Raw genomic sequence first — 16,274 nt, forward strand, 5'->3', positions numbered from 1 at the left:
ATGTTCAGGCGAAATGTCAATAGCCTTTACTACACTTAACATTGTAGCAAAGGCTATTTGTCGTGCCGACCTACCTTATGGATTGGCGCTTACGATAGTCATCCTATTATTTTTGTCAATGAAGGTTTCACTCAACTCACTGGCTACAGCGCCGAAGAAACTATCGGTAATAACTGCAAGTTTCTCCAAGGAAGCAAGACGAGCGAAAGAACCACTCAGTCAATTAGAGAGGCGATACGAAACCGCGAATCAATTACGGTACAGATTTATAACTACACAAAAACCGGACAAGGCTTCTGGAATGAGTTAACGATTGATCCGATGTGGGTCAATGAAAAAGGAGAAGAGAAACTTTATTTTATTGGTATCCAAAAAGATGTTACCGAATTAAAAGAAAAAGAACGTCTATTACAAGATGCTTTAGATGAAATGGAACACTTATCAACGCCAATCGTACCGATTACACGAAAGATGTCGGTCTTACCATTAATCGGTACCATTACCCAATCGCGGCTTGAACAACTAACCAATACCGTCTCAAGCTATTTAACGTCATCTAAAGATGATTACTTAATTCTTGACTTATCTGGCTTATTTGAAGTCGATACCTATGTTGCTGCCTCATTGTTAAAGCTGCATGACTTAACAAAGCTTGTCGGGACGCAACTTGTCTTAACTGGGATTCGACCAGAACTCGCCATTAAAACGCTCGATTTCGGCGATCACTTGAAAGGGTTAACAACTTACCTCACGGTTAAGGATGCGATTAAATCTCTGAAAATATAAGACTTAAATATAAACGAGCGAATAGACCTTACGTCTATTCGCTCGTTCTGACTTCCCTATCGTTCGTTGTTTTTCTTGTGAAACCAGTCTGTTAACTTATTCATTTGCGACTCACTGATCCAACGATAATTAAAGTGTTGGCCGACAAAGTTATTCATCACGGCAAATTTCAAATGACAAACCTGTAGTTTTTTCATCACAGGCGTCTCAATCCTGTTTAGCTCTAACATATGCTTTCGTTTGACCAACGTTAGACAGCGACTAAACCGGTAAAGATACTCCAGTCTAAGCACCGCCCCGCGAGTGGCATACCCTTTTAAGCGATACTCGAAATAGTAGCAGCCTGCGCGAACAAACAAGAGACTAGCGATAGTGAGAATTAACCACCAACGTACATAAAAGAAGAAGAAAATGCTACTTGGGATAAGTACAAGCAGTGAAAAACGAATCATCCGGTAAAAATAGCTGATACTTTCCGTTCTTTCAAGCGCCATATCTTCTAAATCATATTCTGGTAGCCATTGTTTTAAAAAAGGCGTCACTTCTCTACGTCTAAGCAGCGGGTATAACAATAAGCGCCCTTCAGCTTTAGCATCAAATTCCCCGCCCGCAAAATCCACATAACAGCCATACCAGCCAAACGGCATCCGAAACAGATTTTGTTTGAAGGTGATTGCTTGGATCCGGTTTATATGTAATTGGGTCTCTTTCTTTTCAATCAAGCCGTGTTTGACGATTAAGTAATCTCCTTCACGGCGTAATGTAAATTGACCATATTTTAACATGAAACTAACGACACCAATGGCAATCATAAATATTAGATAAAGCGTCACAAGTATTACCCAAACAACTATCGATTGCTTTAACACCCATAATTCTGACGCCTGATAAATATCTGCTGGGAGGTAACTGCTCAATTCAGTAGGTAACACAAAGGCAATCGCTAATAGCGTCCCAATTCGTCCTGTTGTTGCACCCGCCGCAAGTAACCGGTAGATACTACTACGCCAGTCTTCTTTATCGTCTTCCAAACGGTGAGGGGCTGCAAAGGCCGTAACATCGTCCAGTGGTAAATCATTCGTGAACTGATACTTTAATCGTCTGGCAAGTTCAAAATCAATCGCCTTTAACTCACCGTCAACATTTACATCGCTTCCAGCTGTTTCAATCTTTAAATTAGCTAGATTAAATACTTGATGAAAAATATGTTGATTAACATTCATTGAATGAATATTTTTTGTTTTAATTGTTCGGTCATGACGTACAATAATGCCCTGGGTGATTTGTAACGCATCGGGATGAATCATGTAGCGGAGTCGCTGCCATTTCAGCCAACTAATGAAGCCAAACACGATGATAATCACTAAAAGAAATAACGAAACAAACATAACAGGCGATGCCTGCAACTGGTCTGGCAACAACTCATTAATGTCAAATGAGCCGATAAAAATAGCACCAGAAATCACTAACCAAATACTGTTTTTTATTATCTTAAAGAAAAACAACAGCATCGCTAACGGATGCAGTTTATGTTGATCAGTCATCGTCAATCACCCTTGCCCGTACGGCAATATCATTTCTTAATTGGTCCGCTACTTCACTCGGTAAGGCTGGAATTTCATGTGTCGTTGCAGCGGTTGATATCGTCACTGTCATTAAGTTATATTTTTTTAAAATAGGGCCTTGTTTGGTATCGACATGTTGAATCCGTGTCATTGGGACAAGCGTACGTGTCACGATCAAGAGACCGCGCTGGATATATATTTCTTCGTCTAAAATCTCATATCGAAATCGTTTGTAACGAATAGTCGGGATAATCAAGATATGTAACATAGCTTCAAGCAAGGTTAGACTAATGGCAATCGTACCAATAAACCACGGCCATTCAAATCTATAGGCAATATAAGTTAGTGCTCCTGCCATCACCATTAAGATAATGAACGTAATGATACCAGAAAGACGCCAGACGGTGATAGCTGCTTTTGCTAGCTGATGTTTAGGTGGTTGTCGCATAAATTTCCTCCTTGTTATACTCAAATGAAAATAATTCCCACCTCTATATTACTATATTTTAGAAATTAATCAACATATACTTACATTTTTTCTTTACCGACTCATACAAAAAAGCAACCGTTGAGGCAACGCCTCTTAACCGATTGCTTTTTCTATTCCTTTTTGCTAATGCTTGGCTATCTCTATTATGCCCACCACATATCAGCGGGTTGGTCATAGATCATCACTGACCTCAAGTTTTCAACCGCACGCATAAACCCTTCATCAATGGACATAATAGGATCCTCATGCTCAATACTAATGACATGATCATAACCATACGTTCGCAGAGCGCTAATAATATCACTCCATACTTTTACTGAGTGACCATAGCCAACAGAACGGAATGTCCAAGCACGTGATTGTACGTCACTATACGGCTGCATATCGGTTAAACCATACATATTCACATGTTCTTGGTCGATATACGTATCTTTTGCGTGGAAGTGGTGAATTGCACCAGCCTTCCCTAGAATCTTGATTGCCGCAACAGGGTCAATCCCTTGCCACCATAAGTGACTTGGATCAAGATTGGCACCAATCGCTTTACCTGTTTGCTCACGTAGTTTTAGCATCGTGTGTGGGGTATGAACTAAAAAGCCAGCATGTAGTTCTAAACCAATCTTGACGTTATTTTCTTCGGCGATCGTGTTAATTTCTTTCCAGTAAGGTACAAGTTTTTCTTCCCATTGCCACTTTAGCACCGTGCTGTACTCTTCTGGCCACGGCGTTACTGGCCAGTTTGGATACTTACCATCTTCAGAATCTCCGGGTGTACCAGAGAAGGTATTTACGACAGGAATGTTTAACAGTCCTGCGAGTTTGATCGTTTTAACTAATGTTTCGTGTGAGTCTTTTCTAAAGGCTACGTCTGGTGAGACAGGATTCCCGTGACAACTAAGCGCACTTATGGTTAAACCACGTGAAGTTACTTTATCTAGAAAGGCTTGTCTTTCAGCTTCACTATCCAGTAACGCGTCAAGCTTTAAGTGGGCATCACCTGGATAGCCACCCGTTCCAATTTCAACTGCATCTAACCCAGCCTTTTTAACATAATCTAACATCTCTTCGAGATTTTTATCTGCAAATAATACGGTAAAGACACCTAATTTCATTCTATTCGCTCCTCTTTTTTAAATGAACCAGCATAGGTCAAAAAATTGTTACCGATGACAAACGTTCATTTAGCTTAGTTTTATATTTTTTCCCGTTTGACTTGATTCCATCGCCGCCAGTATGATCTCCAATGATTTTTTACCTTCTTGACCATCAATAAGCGGTGTTGCACCTGTTAATACTGCTTCAACAAAGTGATCAATCACACCTGTTGTCGTTTGTTTACCTTCTGCATTCGATTGAATTTTGCCGAGTTCATAATTGACCTTACTGCCATCGGTATAGGTCGCAATCAAACTATAGTCCGGATCATCTTCAAGACGCAGAACGCCCTTCTCCCCGTAAATCACGGTTGAGTTGTTTTCATTTACTTTATAAGCCCAGCTTGCGGTAAGCGTTCCAATGACTCCTGATGCGCTCTTTAAGAGACAGACTGCATTATCATCAACGGTAATACCCTCTTTTGCATTCGTCTCTACCATAGCTGATACATCAGTAAACTCTTCCCCTAAAATATAGCGAATAAGGTCAGCTTTATGGACACCTAAGTCACCCATTGCGCCAATCACTGCATCTTCTTTTCTAAAGAACCATGAGTTTTCGCCGTCGACACTCCAGCCTTCTGGTCCACCGTGACCAAATGTCGTACGGAAGCTATACACTTTTCCAATTGCTCCTTCTGCAATCAGCTCTTTTGCTTTTTGGTGTGAACGAACAAACCGTTGATTGTGGGCGATCATTAATGTTTTACCACTCTTCTCGCTCGCTTCAATCATCGCTTCCGCTTCTTCTTTCGTCGTTGCCATCGGCTTTTCACATAATACGTGAGCACCACTTTCAAGCGCTGCAATTGAAACGGGGGCATGCAAAGCATTTGGTAAACATACACTGACAAGGTCAATCGTTTCATTCTTTAATAATGCTTCGTAATCTGTATACACTGTCCCACCATAAAGTTCTTGCATCGCTTCAGCACGTGATGTGACAATATCACACAAGGCTACAATGTCTACTTCGTCATTTTGATGATATTCAGGTAAGTGGCGGTGTTTACTGATACTTCCACAACCAATTACGGCTACTTTTAATTTACTCATCTTAAATCACTCCTTCATTTTTTAAAAACGTCATACTCGTTTGAATCGCTTCAAATGGATCACCATCAGTTTGGTCTTGTTCGACAATCCAGTAAGCAGGTGTCGCTGCATTTAGAATCGCTGATAAATCTGTCCGACCCGTACCTAATGGCGCAAAGGTAGCCCGTTCATCTTTCGTCATATCTTTTAAGTGAACAAGTGCGAGTTGGTCTTTATACTTATTGATCCACGCAATTGGATCTTCCTCAGCTTTTTGAATCCAGTACACATCTAACTCTAGTTTTAAACCATCAACTGTTCTGAGTAAGTACTCAAGTACATTTTCTTCATCACTATAAGGGGCTAATTCAAAATCATGGTGATGATACAGTAAGTCCATCCCATGTGATTGAAGTTCCAGTTGAATCGATTGTAAGACAGACGGTAAATCTTGATAAAACTCGTGCGTCCGGTCTTCTGGCAGGATAAATGGACACACTACCTGAGTATTACCTAATAATTTTTGTTCTTTAATTACATCATCTAACCGGTTAATTAAGTCTGTGAGTGGTACATGACTTCCGGCGACTGTTAAATCAAGCGCATCTAGAGTGGCTTTAACTTCCTCAACAGTTAAATTACCATAACCCGCAAGTTCAACACCTTGAAAGCCGATAGCTTTCACTCGTTCTAATGTTTGTTTCATATCTTTTTGGCACGCTTCACGTAAAGTGAAGAGCTGAATAGCTACTGGTATCATGTTTTCATCCCTTCTTTGAGATAACTTCTAGTGGCTCTCTATTACCATATGTCGGCTGATTTGTTTGCGTTACTTTTAACCAATTGACCGCATTTTTAATCACCATTTGGATTTCTTGATTATGATATGTTGGATATGTTTCATGACCCGGTCTAAAGTAAAAGACTTTTCCGCGTCCACGTTTATATGTTGCCCCGCTTCTAAAGACTTCGCCGCCTTCAAACCAACTTACAAAGACTAATTCATCAGGGGCTGGAATATCAAAGTGTTCTCCGTACATTTCTTCTTTTTTAAGTTCAATATAACTCCCCAACCCAGAAACAATCGGGTGGGTCGGATCAATTACCCATAAACGCTCTTTATCATCTGCTTCACGCCATTTTAAATCACAGCTAGTTCCCATTAATTTTTTAAAGATTTTAGAGAAATGACCTGAGTGAAGGACTAATAGACCCATACCGTCTAATACACGTTGTTGAACTTTTTCTACCCACTCATCTTTTACTTCATCATGCGCTAGGTGCCCCCACCAAATTAAAACATCCGTTTGATTTAATAAATGATCAGATAGACCATGATTTTCTTCATCTAAGGTAGCCGTTGTCACATTATGCCCTGCCTCTGTTAGAAAATCTTTAATCGCCCCATGAATACCTTCTGGATAAATCTCACTGACCTTTGGATTTTTTTGTTCATGTCTGTTTTCATTCCACACTAAAATATTCATCCTAATAGCCTCCTTTTATCTTGCCTTGCTTAATAATATAGAAATAACGATTTTTAGAAGTGAACGCGTTGTTTGTCTTTCCCTGATTGATACACCGCGTTAATCATTTGTTGGGTTTTAAGTGCTTCTTCAGCTGGTATATCTAGTGCATCAGTTTTACCTTGAAGCACATCATAATAGTTATTGATTTGTTTCACATGACTCACACCCCAGTAACCCTTCACTCCTGAATCGTAGGTGAATGTTTCAAGTGGGTTATTATCCGCAATAAAAGTGCGTCCGTCATTTAACGTAACCGTCGCTTTATCTGCCACCATCTTCGCCACACCTTTTTCACAGTGTAATTCAATTTCTACTGGTGCGTCATACGTATAGTAATTAATCGCATGGAACGCTGTCACAACACCATTTTCATAAGCGATAACGCCTTCAGCTGCATCTTCCACTTCAATAATTTCATGAGCACGGTTACTGATTGAGGCATCGACATACTTTAATTCACTATCAACGAACCAGCGCATTAAATCCATTGTATGAATCGCTTGGTCAATAATAACACCGCCCCCTTCTTTGTCCCATGTCCCTTTCCAATCACTGTTTTGATAATATTCATCTGATCGGTCCCATGTGACTTGTAATTTACCCGCCTTAACAGCACCTAGCTCACCTGAGGTCAACATATTCTTAATCAGTTGTGAGCCTGGATTATAGCGGTTTTGGAAAATAACGCCAAGCGTAACCCCGTTCTCTTTAGCACCATCAATCATCGCCTTGGCGTCATCATAGTTAATCGCCATCGGTTTTTCTGTCATCACGTGAATCTGTCGTTTAGTTGCTGCGGCTGTTGCTGGTGCGTGTAAGTAGTGCGGTAAACAAATATGCACAACGTCAAGCTGTTCAGTATCCATCATCTCTTCGTAATCATAGTAAGCTTTTGTGTCTAATTGCTCCGCTTTCTCATCGGCACGGTCTTTCTTTACGTCACACACTGCGACGAGTTTGGCATCGTCTCTTTCCATAACACTTGCCGCGTGCATCGGAAAAATATTCCCACAACCAATAATCCCTACTTTTAATGTTTTCATTTGTATTCGCTCCTTTTTTATTAAACGTTTTCATTATCTTATTTCACTTGCGTTATATTTGATTAACTCCATCTTACCGTCTCTTTCTCTTTTTTTATATAGATGATATGATGAATTCATATCCTATCTTGCTATAAATGGAGGAATCATTCATGAACATTGATCACTGCAGTTATTCATCACACACCGACGGTTATCACGACTTACGCCGTGAAGGTTTTGATTACTTTTTAATTCGTGTACAAATTGAAGGAAGAGGTGAAGCGACGGTTCAAAATAAAACCTATCAGTTAGAACAAGGATCCATCATCTTCGTCCCTCCAGGCGTGCACTATGAACTCACGATTGTACCCAATCAATTAAGTGGCGATTATCATTTACTTGTCACAGGAGATTGGTTAGAGCATTGGTGGGAAAAACTTGACCGTCCCAATTTTGCCGCACTTTCATCAACCAACACGATTGTGACATTGTGGCGATTATTATCAACAGAAAAGCTCCGTCCTAGTCATGAACAAAATCATGCCTTGAATACGCATCTATTTAAAAGTATTATGTTGATGATTGAAGCAGAGATAAATGCCCGTCACTCGATCCAACGCCCCTTTATTGTTACCCGGATGATGCGTTATATTGAAGAACATGCACTCGAGCCACTGACACTTGAAAACGTCGCTAATGAAGTAGATTTAAGCGTCTCCCGTGCGAGTCATTTATTTAAACACCATACCGACACAACAATGATTCAGTACGCCCAGCACATCAAATTAGAGGCGGCCATCAATCAAATGAAATATACGAATATGACCCTTGAACAAATCGCTTTTATGTGTGGCTTCGGAAACTATCCGTATTTTCATCGCCTATTCACAAGGACGTATCAACTCTCACCAAGTCAGTACCGAAAAAGTCATTAAAAAAAGACATGGCGTAAGCGCGTGCTTGCTCCATGTCTTTTTATTTTTTTATCGTTATAGAGCGAGAAGACACCTTCCTCAAACATTCGTGAGAATGTTTGGTAAGTGTAGTTCAATCATCACTACACGTTACTTCACGGCACCGTCAGCCACACCTTTAATGATGTGTTTCTGAGCAAAGAAGTAAATGAGAACGACCGGAATAATCGCAATCGTTAAACCAGCAAGGGCGAGATGCCACTGCTTCGTGTATTGTCCAAAGAAGAAGAACATGCGGAGTGGAATCGTTGCGTATGCTTGGCTTAAGACAAGCGATGGCAACAGATAATCATTCCAAATCCAGATAACATTTAAAATCATTACTGTCATTGTAATCGGCTTTAGCATCGGGAAAATAATTTTCCAGAAGATTGTCCAGCGAGAAGCCCCATCAATCATTGCTGCTTCATCAAGTGACACAGGAATTCCTTTTACTGCCCCGTGATAGAGAAAAATTGATAGACTTGAACCAAAACCAAGATACATAAAGATCAAGCCTGATGTATTCAGCATATTGACCTTTCCGAAAATAGAAATTAACGGAATCATTACTGATTGGAAGGGAATCAACATGGCTGCGACAAAAATCAAGAAAATACCGCCGCTTAAACGGCTTTTATTTCTCGAGAGCGCGTAGGCAGCCATCGATGAAAAGATAATAATAATCAAAATACTCGCTCCAGACACAATGAGTGAATTCATCAGTGCATTTAGAAAATCTAGATCGATAAAGGCTTGTCTAAAGTTATCAAGTGTCAAGGTTTCTGGTAACGCAAGTACACTATTAAAGATATCAAATTTTGTTTTAAAAGCATTGACGAGCATAAGATAAAACGGTGAGAGCCATATAAGCGCAATCACAAGACCGATAATCGTGAGCCACATTTTATAACGTTTCTTTTTTTGATGCATTACATGTCAACCTCCCGTTTCTTATTCCAATACACTTGGGTTACCGCAACTAGCGCAACTAAAATAAAGAAGAGCACGGCTTTAGATTGCGCAAAGGCCATTTCGTAACGTGAAAAGGCCGTTTTATATATTTCCATCGCCAACATTTCCGTTGAACCATAAGGTCCACCGTTTGTGAGGGCTAGGTTTTGATCGTATAATTTAAAGGCATTCGACAACGTTAGAAAGAGACTAACGGTAAATGCTGGTGCCACAAGTGGAAACTTAATCCGCCAGAATCGTTGGAACACACTGGCCCCGTCAATCTCAGCTGCTTCTAATAATTCCCCAGGAACACTTTGTAAATAAGAAATATAAATAATCATTATGTAGCCGGCATACTGCCAAACATTTAAAATGACAAGACCCCAAAAACCGGTCTCTGTTGTGGCAAGCCAGCCTTGTAAAAATTCAAGGTCAAGTAGTCGACCAACAGCATCAAAACCACTTTTGAAAATAAATTGCCAGATAAAACCTAAAATTAAACCACCGATTAAATTCGGCATAAAGAAAATTGTCCGAAGACCGTTATTGATTTTCATCTTTTGCGTCACGAGTACGGCTAGACCAAGACCAATAAGATTTACTAATATAATCGATACAACAGCGAATATAATCGTAAACTTGATCGCATCGGTAAAACTTTCATCTTGAAATACATTAATATAATTCTCAAATCCTAAAAATGTTGTCGCTGTTAAGCCATTCCAATCTGTAAAAGTGTAATAAAAACCATACAAGAATGGATAAAAAACAACGACAGCTAACGCAAATAATGCTGGTAATATAAAGAGCCAAAACGAGATATTTTTATTTGTCATGAGCTGATCCTCCCTTTTTAAACCTAAGCGACTGCCATATATACTTTTATATGTCAGTCGCTTAGTCATATCTTTATTGTCTAGAGCTTGCCCAGCTTTCTTTTGCGACTTCTAACGCTTCTTCAAACGTAGTGTCACCTGCTAAATATTTTTGGAATTCTGTTGCTAATACGTCTTCATTCCAACCAACAGGTGTCGCCATAAATGTCCAACCAATCGTTTTCCCATCAACAGAATAGCTGTAAACATCTTGTGATAATGGATCAGCAATGCGACTTGCATCATAGCCGTCATAAGCTGGGATAAACTTAAATTCATCTAACACAAAATCTTTACCTGTGTCTGATGTGTACATCCAATCAAGAAAATCTTTCGCAGCTTGAATTTCCTCATCTGAAGCATTTTGGTTCACAACCCAGTATTGTGGTACGCCTACTGGTAAGTGATCTTCATATTCCCCTTCAAATGGCATAGCCATCATACCAATGCCATTTTGAGCAAAATCTTCATCCATTTGTTCAACAGTTGGGTAAATCCAGTTACCTTGTTGAATCACCGCAACTTTACCCGTTGAGAATAACTGTTCTACTTGCATAGAATAGTCCAAGCTAAGTACTGGTTGAACAGAATATTCATTTTGTAAGTCCAACATACGTTTCATTTGATCAGCATATTCAAACGAAATTTCATCTGCTTCAAAGGCAGTTAAAATATCATTATTGAATTCAGGCGCAATATAGTGATTGGCCAAGTGATTACCCATTACCCATAATTCTGAGGCAGGTAATGCAAGTACAGCTTCTAAACCTAATTCGTCTTTTTGTTCATCAATTTGCTTAAATGCTGCTTCTAGTGCATCAAACGTTGTCAATGTTGAAGCATCAATGCCAACAGCATCAAATACTTCTTTATTGTAGATTAAGCCGTAACCCTCTTGTGCAAATGGTAACCCGTAAACAGCACCGTCTTCTTCAACACCATTTAACGTACCATCTAAAGCAAGAGTTGCTGCTTCAGTATCAGATAAATCTGTTAAGTATTCACGGTACTCATCTAATTCTGTTGGACCACCTATGTTAAAGATGACTGGTTCATTACCTGATGCCATTTGTGCTTTTAGTGAGGCAGCGTAGTCATTCCCACCACCAACCGTTTGGACACTTAAATTCACATCTTCATTTTCATCCATATACATTTGTATCAATTCTTCAAATTGATCTTTAAACTCTACTTTAAACTGAAAGATATCAACATCAACTTTTTCAGCTGAATCATCACTTGAATCAGACCCCGAATCACTATCTCCATTACCTTCATCGACCGTGTCTGATGCACATGCTGTTAATACAAACATGAATGCAATCAAACTAACTAATAATAGTTTCCAATTCCCTTTCATATGAACACACTCCCTTTAAATTGTTGTTAAGAAACCGTTTGCATTACTATATAAAAAAACATCCCCTCTGAATACTATTTGTGCAAATTTAGTTGACAATGTTCGTATTCAAGGAAATATTTATCAAAATATAAAGGCAAGCGATTGCATTAACATTAAATATATTATAGCACCCAACAGTCTTCGTGTAAACGTTTTCTTGAGGGTTTGTCCTGTTATTTTTTAAATGAGTTCAAATATAATCACCTAAGTCTTACAGCCCGTTAAGTTTTCCCTCTCAGTATGCATTTTTTCCAAAAGAAAAACACGCTCAAATTAATGAGCGTGCTTCTCTTTCGTGTCTCCTCTTATACGCTAGGAGACGTTCACGGAAAATTTGTGGATTTTCTATTCAATTGTCGAGGTGCCTGTAGCACTTTAATGCTGACGTACTAACTCGTCACAATTGAAGGCTTCTTTTAGCTGTCTTACCCTATTCTGTGGGTTGAACATGTTTGCGATTCAATCCGCAACATAACTATGACAGCTTTCACGTGCACTTTCACGAAAATGCGTCTTCTTTTGTTTACGATGATTCATTAGTGAATCATTTTTTCACCTAATGATAGTTCATCACAAGCTGACAAGTATTTGACGTCAGTATGGTCAAATTTCCCGCCAAGGTTGTGCAAATCGCATCTCACGCTAAATGTTGTTTTGCACATTTAGTGATGCATTTACCTTGTATTAATTTATTCCCGTTTGAACACTGACTAAACATAAATTTTAAATATTTTACTTATTCATAGGCTTTTTATAAAGAAAAGAAGAAAGAGCCAAACGAATCGACTCTTTCTTCTTTAAAGTATTCGTATCAATATAAAGATCATCAGTTATTCTGTTCGAAGTGCAACAACCGGATCTTTTTTCGCTGCCATACGTGATGGAATCACGCCTGCGACTAATGTCAACAGCATACTACCAACAATTAATATCGCTGCGGCCATTGGTGCAAGTGAGGCTACATTTGTTGTATCGGTTACGCGTTCAATCAGTTGGTTGATTGGAATAATAAGGAGGTAACTCAGTCCGACACCAAGTGAACCGGAGATAAGTCCAACAATTAGCGTTTCGGCATTGAACACACGCGAGATATCTTTTTTACGTGCGCCGACACTACGTAAAATACCAATCTCTTTCGTTCTTTCAATCACCGAAACGTACGTAATAATACCAATCATGATTGTTGAGACGACTAAAGAAATAGCCGCAAAACCAACAAGAACGTACGTGACTGTATTAATCAAATCGGTCAAAATACTTCCAATTAACTCAGCTAAATCATTGTAAATAATTTGTTCATCTTCTGGTAAATCAGCGTTATACTCATCTAAATATTCTTTTATCTGATCTTTTCCTTCAAAGTCCGTTGGATAAATGTCAATACCGACCGGACGTGATACCGCTCCTAAGTAAATCAATGTTGTTTCTTTTGCATTGTCATCTTGGAACGCTTGGTTCGTTAATACATTTACGTCACTTTCTTCTTGAGCTTTAGCAATCTCTGAATCATTCGCTTGTTCAAGTAAATAATCGGTTAACGCACGGGTATAGACAAACCCTTCATCAAAGATACCTGATTCTTCTCCTTCTTTCAGACGAAGAATCCCTGTCACTGTTAATGTTTTACCTGCATCTTCATTATAAACATCTTCGTATCGGGTTGGCGCAATTTCTCTAAAAATCGGGCCTTCCTCAACATAGAAACTGTCATTCGGAATGACTTTTAACACGTCTTGTCCGATAAAATCATTCAATTCATAATCATCGTCAGCATCTATACCTAACTTGTCAAAGAAGGACGTACTCAAGCGATTATATTCATCGACAACAAGCAAGATTTCACTCTCATTTTCAGGTAAGCGTGAACCTTCACCTAATAAGTCGTACACATCTAACACAAAATCCGCATTGGTTGGCATCTCTTGCCAGTGTGAACTGCCTGTCATTGGTGGTCCAAATCCTTGACTTTGTTGCGCTGTTGTATCAAATTTTGTGACACCATCGTCACCTTCTGCCAACAGATTTACACCAACACCTTGGCGGTAACTAATACTATCAACCGCATCAGGTAATGCATCATCCATTGCTTCGACATGCGTTAAAAAGTCATCTGTTAGTACGTTTTTGTGTAACTGCATACTTTCTGATGGGTTGTACGTGACCAGTTCATCTGAATCAGGAAAAGCCGTTAAACCATCTGAATCATCCATTGTTCCGGGTGGTCCCGCTTGTGTTAGATCAGCTAACTGTTCATTTGTATCAATCATAATTGGGAAATTACTCAATGCATCACCTTGCACAACATCCAGTTCTTCAGTTAATCCATTAGATAAAGCGAGGACTAGCGCCACACCAATGATCCCAATACTCCCTGCAAAGGCTGTTAAAATCGTTCGCCCCTTTTTGGTAAGTAAGTTTTTAAAGGACAGTGACAGAGCTGTCGTCATTGACATCGATGTTTTTTTATTCTTTTTATTTTCAATCACTGGTTCATCTGGCAAGTCATCCGTTAACGGTGCACTATCTGATTGAATATGTCCATCTAAAAAGCGAATAATTCGGTTAGAATATTCTGTTGCAATATCTTCATTGTGCGTCACCATGATCACAAGACGTGTTTTAGCAACCTCTCGTAAAATATCCATGACTTGTGTACTCGTTGTCGAATCAAGTGCACCTGTCGGCTCATCTGCTAGAATGATATCTGGATTATTTACCAGTGCCCGCGCAATCGCAACCCGCTGCATTTGCCCACCTGAGAGTTGATTTGGCTTTTTATTAATATGATCTTCTAATCCGACTTCTTCTAATGCTTTTGTTGCCCGTTGTTTCCGTTCATCTGCGGATACACCTGAGAGGGTCATCGCGATTTCTACATTTTGTAACACGGATTGGTGACCAATCAAGTTATACGTTTGGAAAACGAAACCAATCGAACGGTTACGGTAGCTATCCCAATCTCTATCGCGAAAATGTTTCGTTGATTGGTTATTGATAATCAAGTCACCTGAATCGTAATGATCAAGGCCACCAATCACGTTGAGTAGTGTTGTTTTCCCTGACCCAGAAGGTCCAAGAATGGAAACAAATTCACTCTCTCTAAATTCTAACGATATTTTGTCTAATACATGCAGATACTGGTCACCTGTACGGTAACTTTTATCGATATCTACTAACTTTAACTTACTCATATTTGTCGTACCCCTTCGCTATAAAGTCTATGATTCTTTCTTTAGTAACCCGCGTTTAAGCATGGTTAATTCTAATTGATATTGTTGACACGCCTCATCAATTGATAATTGATGGACAAAAACTTCAATAGCATTATGAAAAGTGACAGCTTTGATAATCTTCAATAGGTGAAATAATTCTTCCTTTGTTTCAATCATCAACTGTGATCCATCAATATATTGAACTAGTTCCTCCATATTCTGTTGCAAATCATCCTTAAGTTTATCACTCGTAAACGCTTGTTCAATTTTGTGATTCATGTTGAGGAAAGCATGACGAAATAATTGATAATGATCAGTTGATGAATAACTTTCTAATAAACGTCTAAATAACCGCGTTGACGTTTCAAATAAATCACCTTGTGTCTCTTCTAAATAAGTCATGAGCCATGCTTTATTCACCCTTCCGTAGCTTTCTAATACATATAAAAAGGCATCTTCCTTATCATCAAAATATTGATAAAAGCTCCCCCGGGGAATCCGGGCTTGTTTGACGATGTTACTGATTGACGCTTCATGCACATTTACACGAGAAAATTCTTTCTTCAATGCATCAATTAACGTGTCTCTTTTGTCCTCATCCAAATTAAAAAATGTTTGTTTTGGCATAAACTCTCTCCTTATCACACCAAAATGACACAGTGTCATTTCAATACTGTTAAAGTATACATGACACTGTGTCACAAGTCAAAATATATGCATGTTAATCCATAAAGACTATATTGGTTGCACTTTCACATAATCAGCATATTTGAAAAAAACAAATAAGCCAACAAATAATTAAATTACGCGTTGGCTCATTTGTTTTATGCTACTTTTTTTACTTCTGTTTGCTTTTTAAAAATACCAAATGGTTTACCGACTGGTAAAACAACTTGACCAAAGTGTGTGTTTAAAACAATAGCCGCACTGCCATAAAATGATAACAAGGCAATCAATAATTCACTAACGGCCGCAAGCATATGTGTCCCTTCATACCAAATGTTAAAACTACTTAATGATAAACCGATAAATAAGAAATCTATAAAAACAAAATTGAACTACCCCCACCTAACATTCTCACGAATGTTTGAGGAAGGGAATTCCGTAAGGACACCCTAAAGGCGACCCATGCTCGTTCAACTAAGCATAGGTTTTTCTACTTTCCAACCGCCGCAAACCTATTTTCTCAACATCTATTAAAGCATGTTGGGGAAATAGTGCGCTCCAGGAGCACAACTTGCTTGGGTCGAATCGTTCTGTCTGATAGAACGTATAGGTTCTGACAAAAGAC

General features: G+C 39.0%; 14 protein-coding genes and 1 pseudogene. 2 read left to right on the forward strand and 13 right to left on the reverse strand.

From position 1 onward, the window contains the following. The first annotated feature begins 57 nt into the window (after nucleotides 1-57). A complete protein-coding gene (locus BM098_RS12060) occupies nucleotides 58-786 on the forward strand; it encodes a YtvA family blue-light photoreceptor (protein WP_089833703.1) in 729 nt (242 codons plus the stop codon). A 56-nt stretch (nucleotides 787-842) separates the two neighbouring features. Here the strand turns inward: BM098_RS12060 and BM098_RS12065 are convergent, their stop codons facing one another. From BM098_RS12065 to BM098_RS12095, 7 genes are all read right to left on the reverse strand, one after another. Continuing rightward, nucleotides 843-2,330, reverse strand: a complete 1,488-nt coding sequence (locus tag BM098_RS12065; protein ID WP_089833705.1) for a PH domain-containing protein — start codon at nucleotides 2,328-2,330, stop codon at nucleotides 843-845. After that, nucleotides 2,323-2,799, reverse strand: coding sequence for a PH domain-containing protein (locus tag BM098_RS12070; RefSeq protein ID WP_089833706.1), 477 nt, complete (start codon nucleotides 2,797-2,799; stop codon nucleotides 2,323-2,325). Before BM098_RS12070 ends, BM098_RS12065 begins: the two co-directional genes overlap by 8 nt. 185 nt (nucleotides 2,800-2,984) lie before the next feature. Then, a complete protein-coding gene (locus tag BM098_RS12075; protein WP_089833708.1) occupies nucleotides 2,985-3,953 on the reverse strand; it encodes a sugar phosphate isomerase/epimerase family protein in 969 nt (322 codons plus the stop codon). A 69-nt stretch (nucleotides 3,954-4,022) separates the two neighbouring features. Then, complete coding sequence (locus BM098_RS12080) at nucleotides 4,023-5,051, reverse strand: Gfo/Idh/MocA family protein (RefSeq protein ID WP_089833711.1); 1,029 nt, start codon at nucleotides 5,049-5,051, stop codon at nucleotides 4,023-4,025. A 1-nt stretch (nucleotide 5,052) separates the two neighbouring features. Further along, entirely contained in the window at nucleotides 5,053-5,790 is a 738-nt protein-coding gene (locus tag BM098_RS12085; RefSeq protein ID WP_089833713.1) for a sugar phosphate isomerase/epimerase family protein, read from the reverse strand. Between the two features lie 4 nt (nucleotides 5,791-5,794). After that, entirely contained in the window at nucleotides 5,795-6,517 is a 723-nt protein-coding gene (locus BM098_RS12090) for a ThuA domain-containing protein (protein ID WP_089833715.1), read from the reverse strand. 53 nt (nucleotides 6,518-6,570) lie between these two features. After that, nucleotides 6,571-7,602: a Gfo/Idh/MocA family protein gene (locus BM098_RS12095; protein ID WP_089833717.1), complete on the reverse strand. Its 1,032-nt coding sequence runs from the start codon at nucleotides 7,600-7,602 to the stop codon at nucleotides 6,571-6,573. A gap of 152 nt (nucleotides 7,603-7,754) precedes the next feature. Here BM098_RS12095 and BM098_RS12100 point away from each other — a divergent pair, with 152 nt between their 5' ends. Further along, nucleotides 7,755-8,519 (forward strand): AraC family transcriptional regulator, encoded by a 765-nt coding sequence (locus BM098_RS12100; RefSeq protein ID WP_089833719.1) that lies wholly within the window; start codon nucleotides 7,755-7,757, stop codon nucleotides 8,517-8,519. Between the two features lie 129 nt (nucleotides 8,520-8,648). Here BM098_RS12100 and BM098_RS12105 read toward each other — a convergent pair whose 3' ends face one another. The 6 genes and pseudogenes from BM098_RS12105 to BM098_RS12130 form a co-directional block, all read right to left on the reverse strand. Continuing rightward, nucleotides 8,649-9,470: a carbohydrate ABC transporter permease gene (locus BM098_RS12105; RefSeq protein WP_089833721.1), complete on the reverse strand. Its 822-nt coding sequence runs from the start codon at nucleotides 9,468-9,470 to the stop codon at nucleotides 8,649-8,651. Next, complete coding sequence (locus BM098_RS12110) at nucleotides 9,470-10,330, reverse strand: carbohydrate ABC transporter permease (protein ID WP_089833724.1); 861 nt, start codon at nucleotides 10,328-10,330, stop codon at nucleotides 9,470-9,472. Before BM098_RS12110 ends, BM098_RS12105 begins: the two co-directional genes overlap by 1 nt. Before the next feature lie 73 nt (nucleotides 10,331-10,403). Continuing rightward, entirely contained in the window at nucleotides 10,404-11,729 is a 1,326-nt protein-coding gene (locus BM098_RS12115) for an ABC transporter substrate-binding protein (protein ID WP_089833727.1), read from the reverse strand. A gap of 872 nt (nucleotides 11,730-12,601) precedes the next feature. After that, nucleotides 12,602-14,962: an ABC transporter ATP-binding protein/permease gene (locus BM098_RS12120; protein ID WP_089833729.1), complete on the reverse strand. Its 2,361-nt coding sequence runs from the start codon at nucleotides 14,960-14,962 to the stop codon at nucleotides 12,602-12,604. Nucleotides 14,963-14,989: 27 nt separating this feature from the next. Continuing rightward, complete coding sequence (locus tag BM098_RS12125; protein WP_089833731.1) at nucleotides 14,990-15,610, reverse strand: TetR/AcrR family transcriptional regulator; 621 nt, start codon at nucleotides 15,608-15,610, stop codon at nucleotides 14,990-14,992. Between the two features lie 197 nt (nucleotides 15,611-15,807). Continuing rightward, a pseudogene (locus tag BM098_RS12130) lies at nucleotides 15,808-16,035 on the reverse strand (acetate uptake transporter); the annotation flags it as partial. Nucleotides 16,036-16,274: the final 239 nt, after the last annotated feature.

This window comes from Halolactibacillus halophilus (assembly GCF_900115605.1).
GTDB lineage: Bacteria > Bacillota > Bacilli > Bacillales > Amphibacillaceae > Halolactibacillus > Halolactibacillus halophilus.

What these genes read in the sequence shown, in the direction of transcription:
- BM098_RS12105 (WP_089833721.1), bottom strand. Translation starts at nt 9,470, where the DNA reads ATGCATCAAAAAAAGAAACGTTATAAAATGTGGCTCACGATTATCGGT.
- BM098_RS12110 (WP_089833724.1), bottom strand. Translation starts at nt 10,330, where the DNA reads ATGACAAATAAAAATATCTCGTTTTGGCTCTTTATATTACCAGCATTA.
- BM098_RS12080 (WP_089833711.1), bottom strand. Translation starts at nt 5,051, where the DNA reads ATGAGTAAATTAAAAGTAGCCGTAATTGGTTGTGGAAGTATCAGTAAA.
- BM098_RS12070 (WP_089833706.1), bottom strand. Translation starts at nt 2,799, where the DNA reads ATGCGACAACCACCTAAACATCAGCTAGCAAAAGCAGCTATCACCGTC.
- BM098_RS12095 (WP_089833717.1), bottom strand. Translation starts at nt 7,602, where the DNA reads ATGAAAACATTAAAAGTAGGGATTATTGGTTGTGGGAATATTTTTCCG.
- BM098_RS12100 (WP_089833719.1), top strand. Translation starts at nt 7,755, where the DNA reads ATGAACATTGATCACTGCAGTTATTCATCACACACCGACGGTTATCAC.
- BM098_RS12125 (WP_089833731.1), bottom strand. Translation starts at nt 15,610, where the DNA reads ATGCCAAAACAAACATTTTTTAATTTGGATGAGGACAAAAGAGACACG.
- BM098_RS12115 (WP_089833727.1), bottom strand. Translation starts at nt 11,729, where the DNA reads ATGAAAGGGAATTGGAAACTATTATTAGTTAGTTTGATTGCATTCATG.
- BM098_RS12085 (WP_089833713.1), bottom strand. Translation starts at nt 5,790, where the DNA reads ATGATACCAGTAGCTATTCAGCTCTTCACTTTACGTGAAGCGTGCCAA.
- BM098_RS12065 (WP_089833705.1), bottom strand. Translation starts at nt 2,330, where the DNA reads ATGACTGATCAACATAAACTGCATCCGTTAGCGATGCTGTTGTTTTTC.
- BM098_RS12090 (WP_089833715.1), bottom strand. Translation starts at nt 6,517, where the DNA reads ATGAATATTTTAGTGTGGAATGAAAACAGACATGAACAAAAAAATCCA.
- BM098_RS12075 (WP_089833708.1), bottom strand. Translation starts at nt 3,953, where the DNA reads ATGAAATTAGGTGTCTTTACCGTATTATTTGCAGATAAAAATCTCGAA.
- BM098_RS12120 (WP_089833729.1), bottom strand. Translation starts at nt 14,962, where the DNA reads ATGAGTAAGTTAAAGTTAGTAGATATCGATAAAAGTTACCGTACAGGT.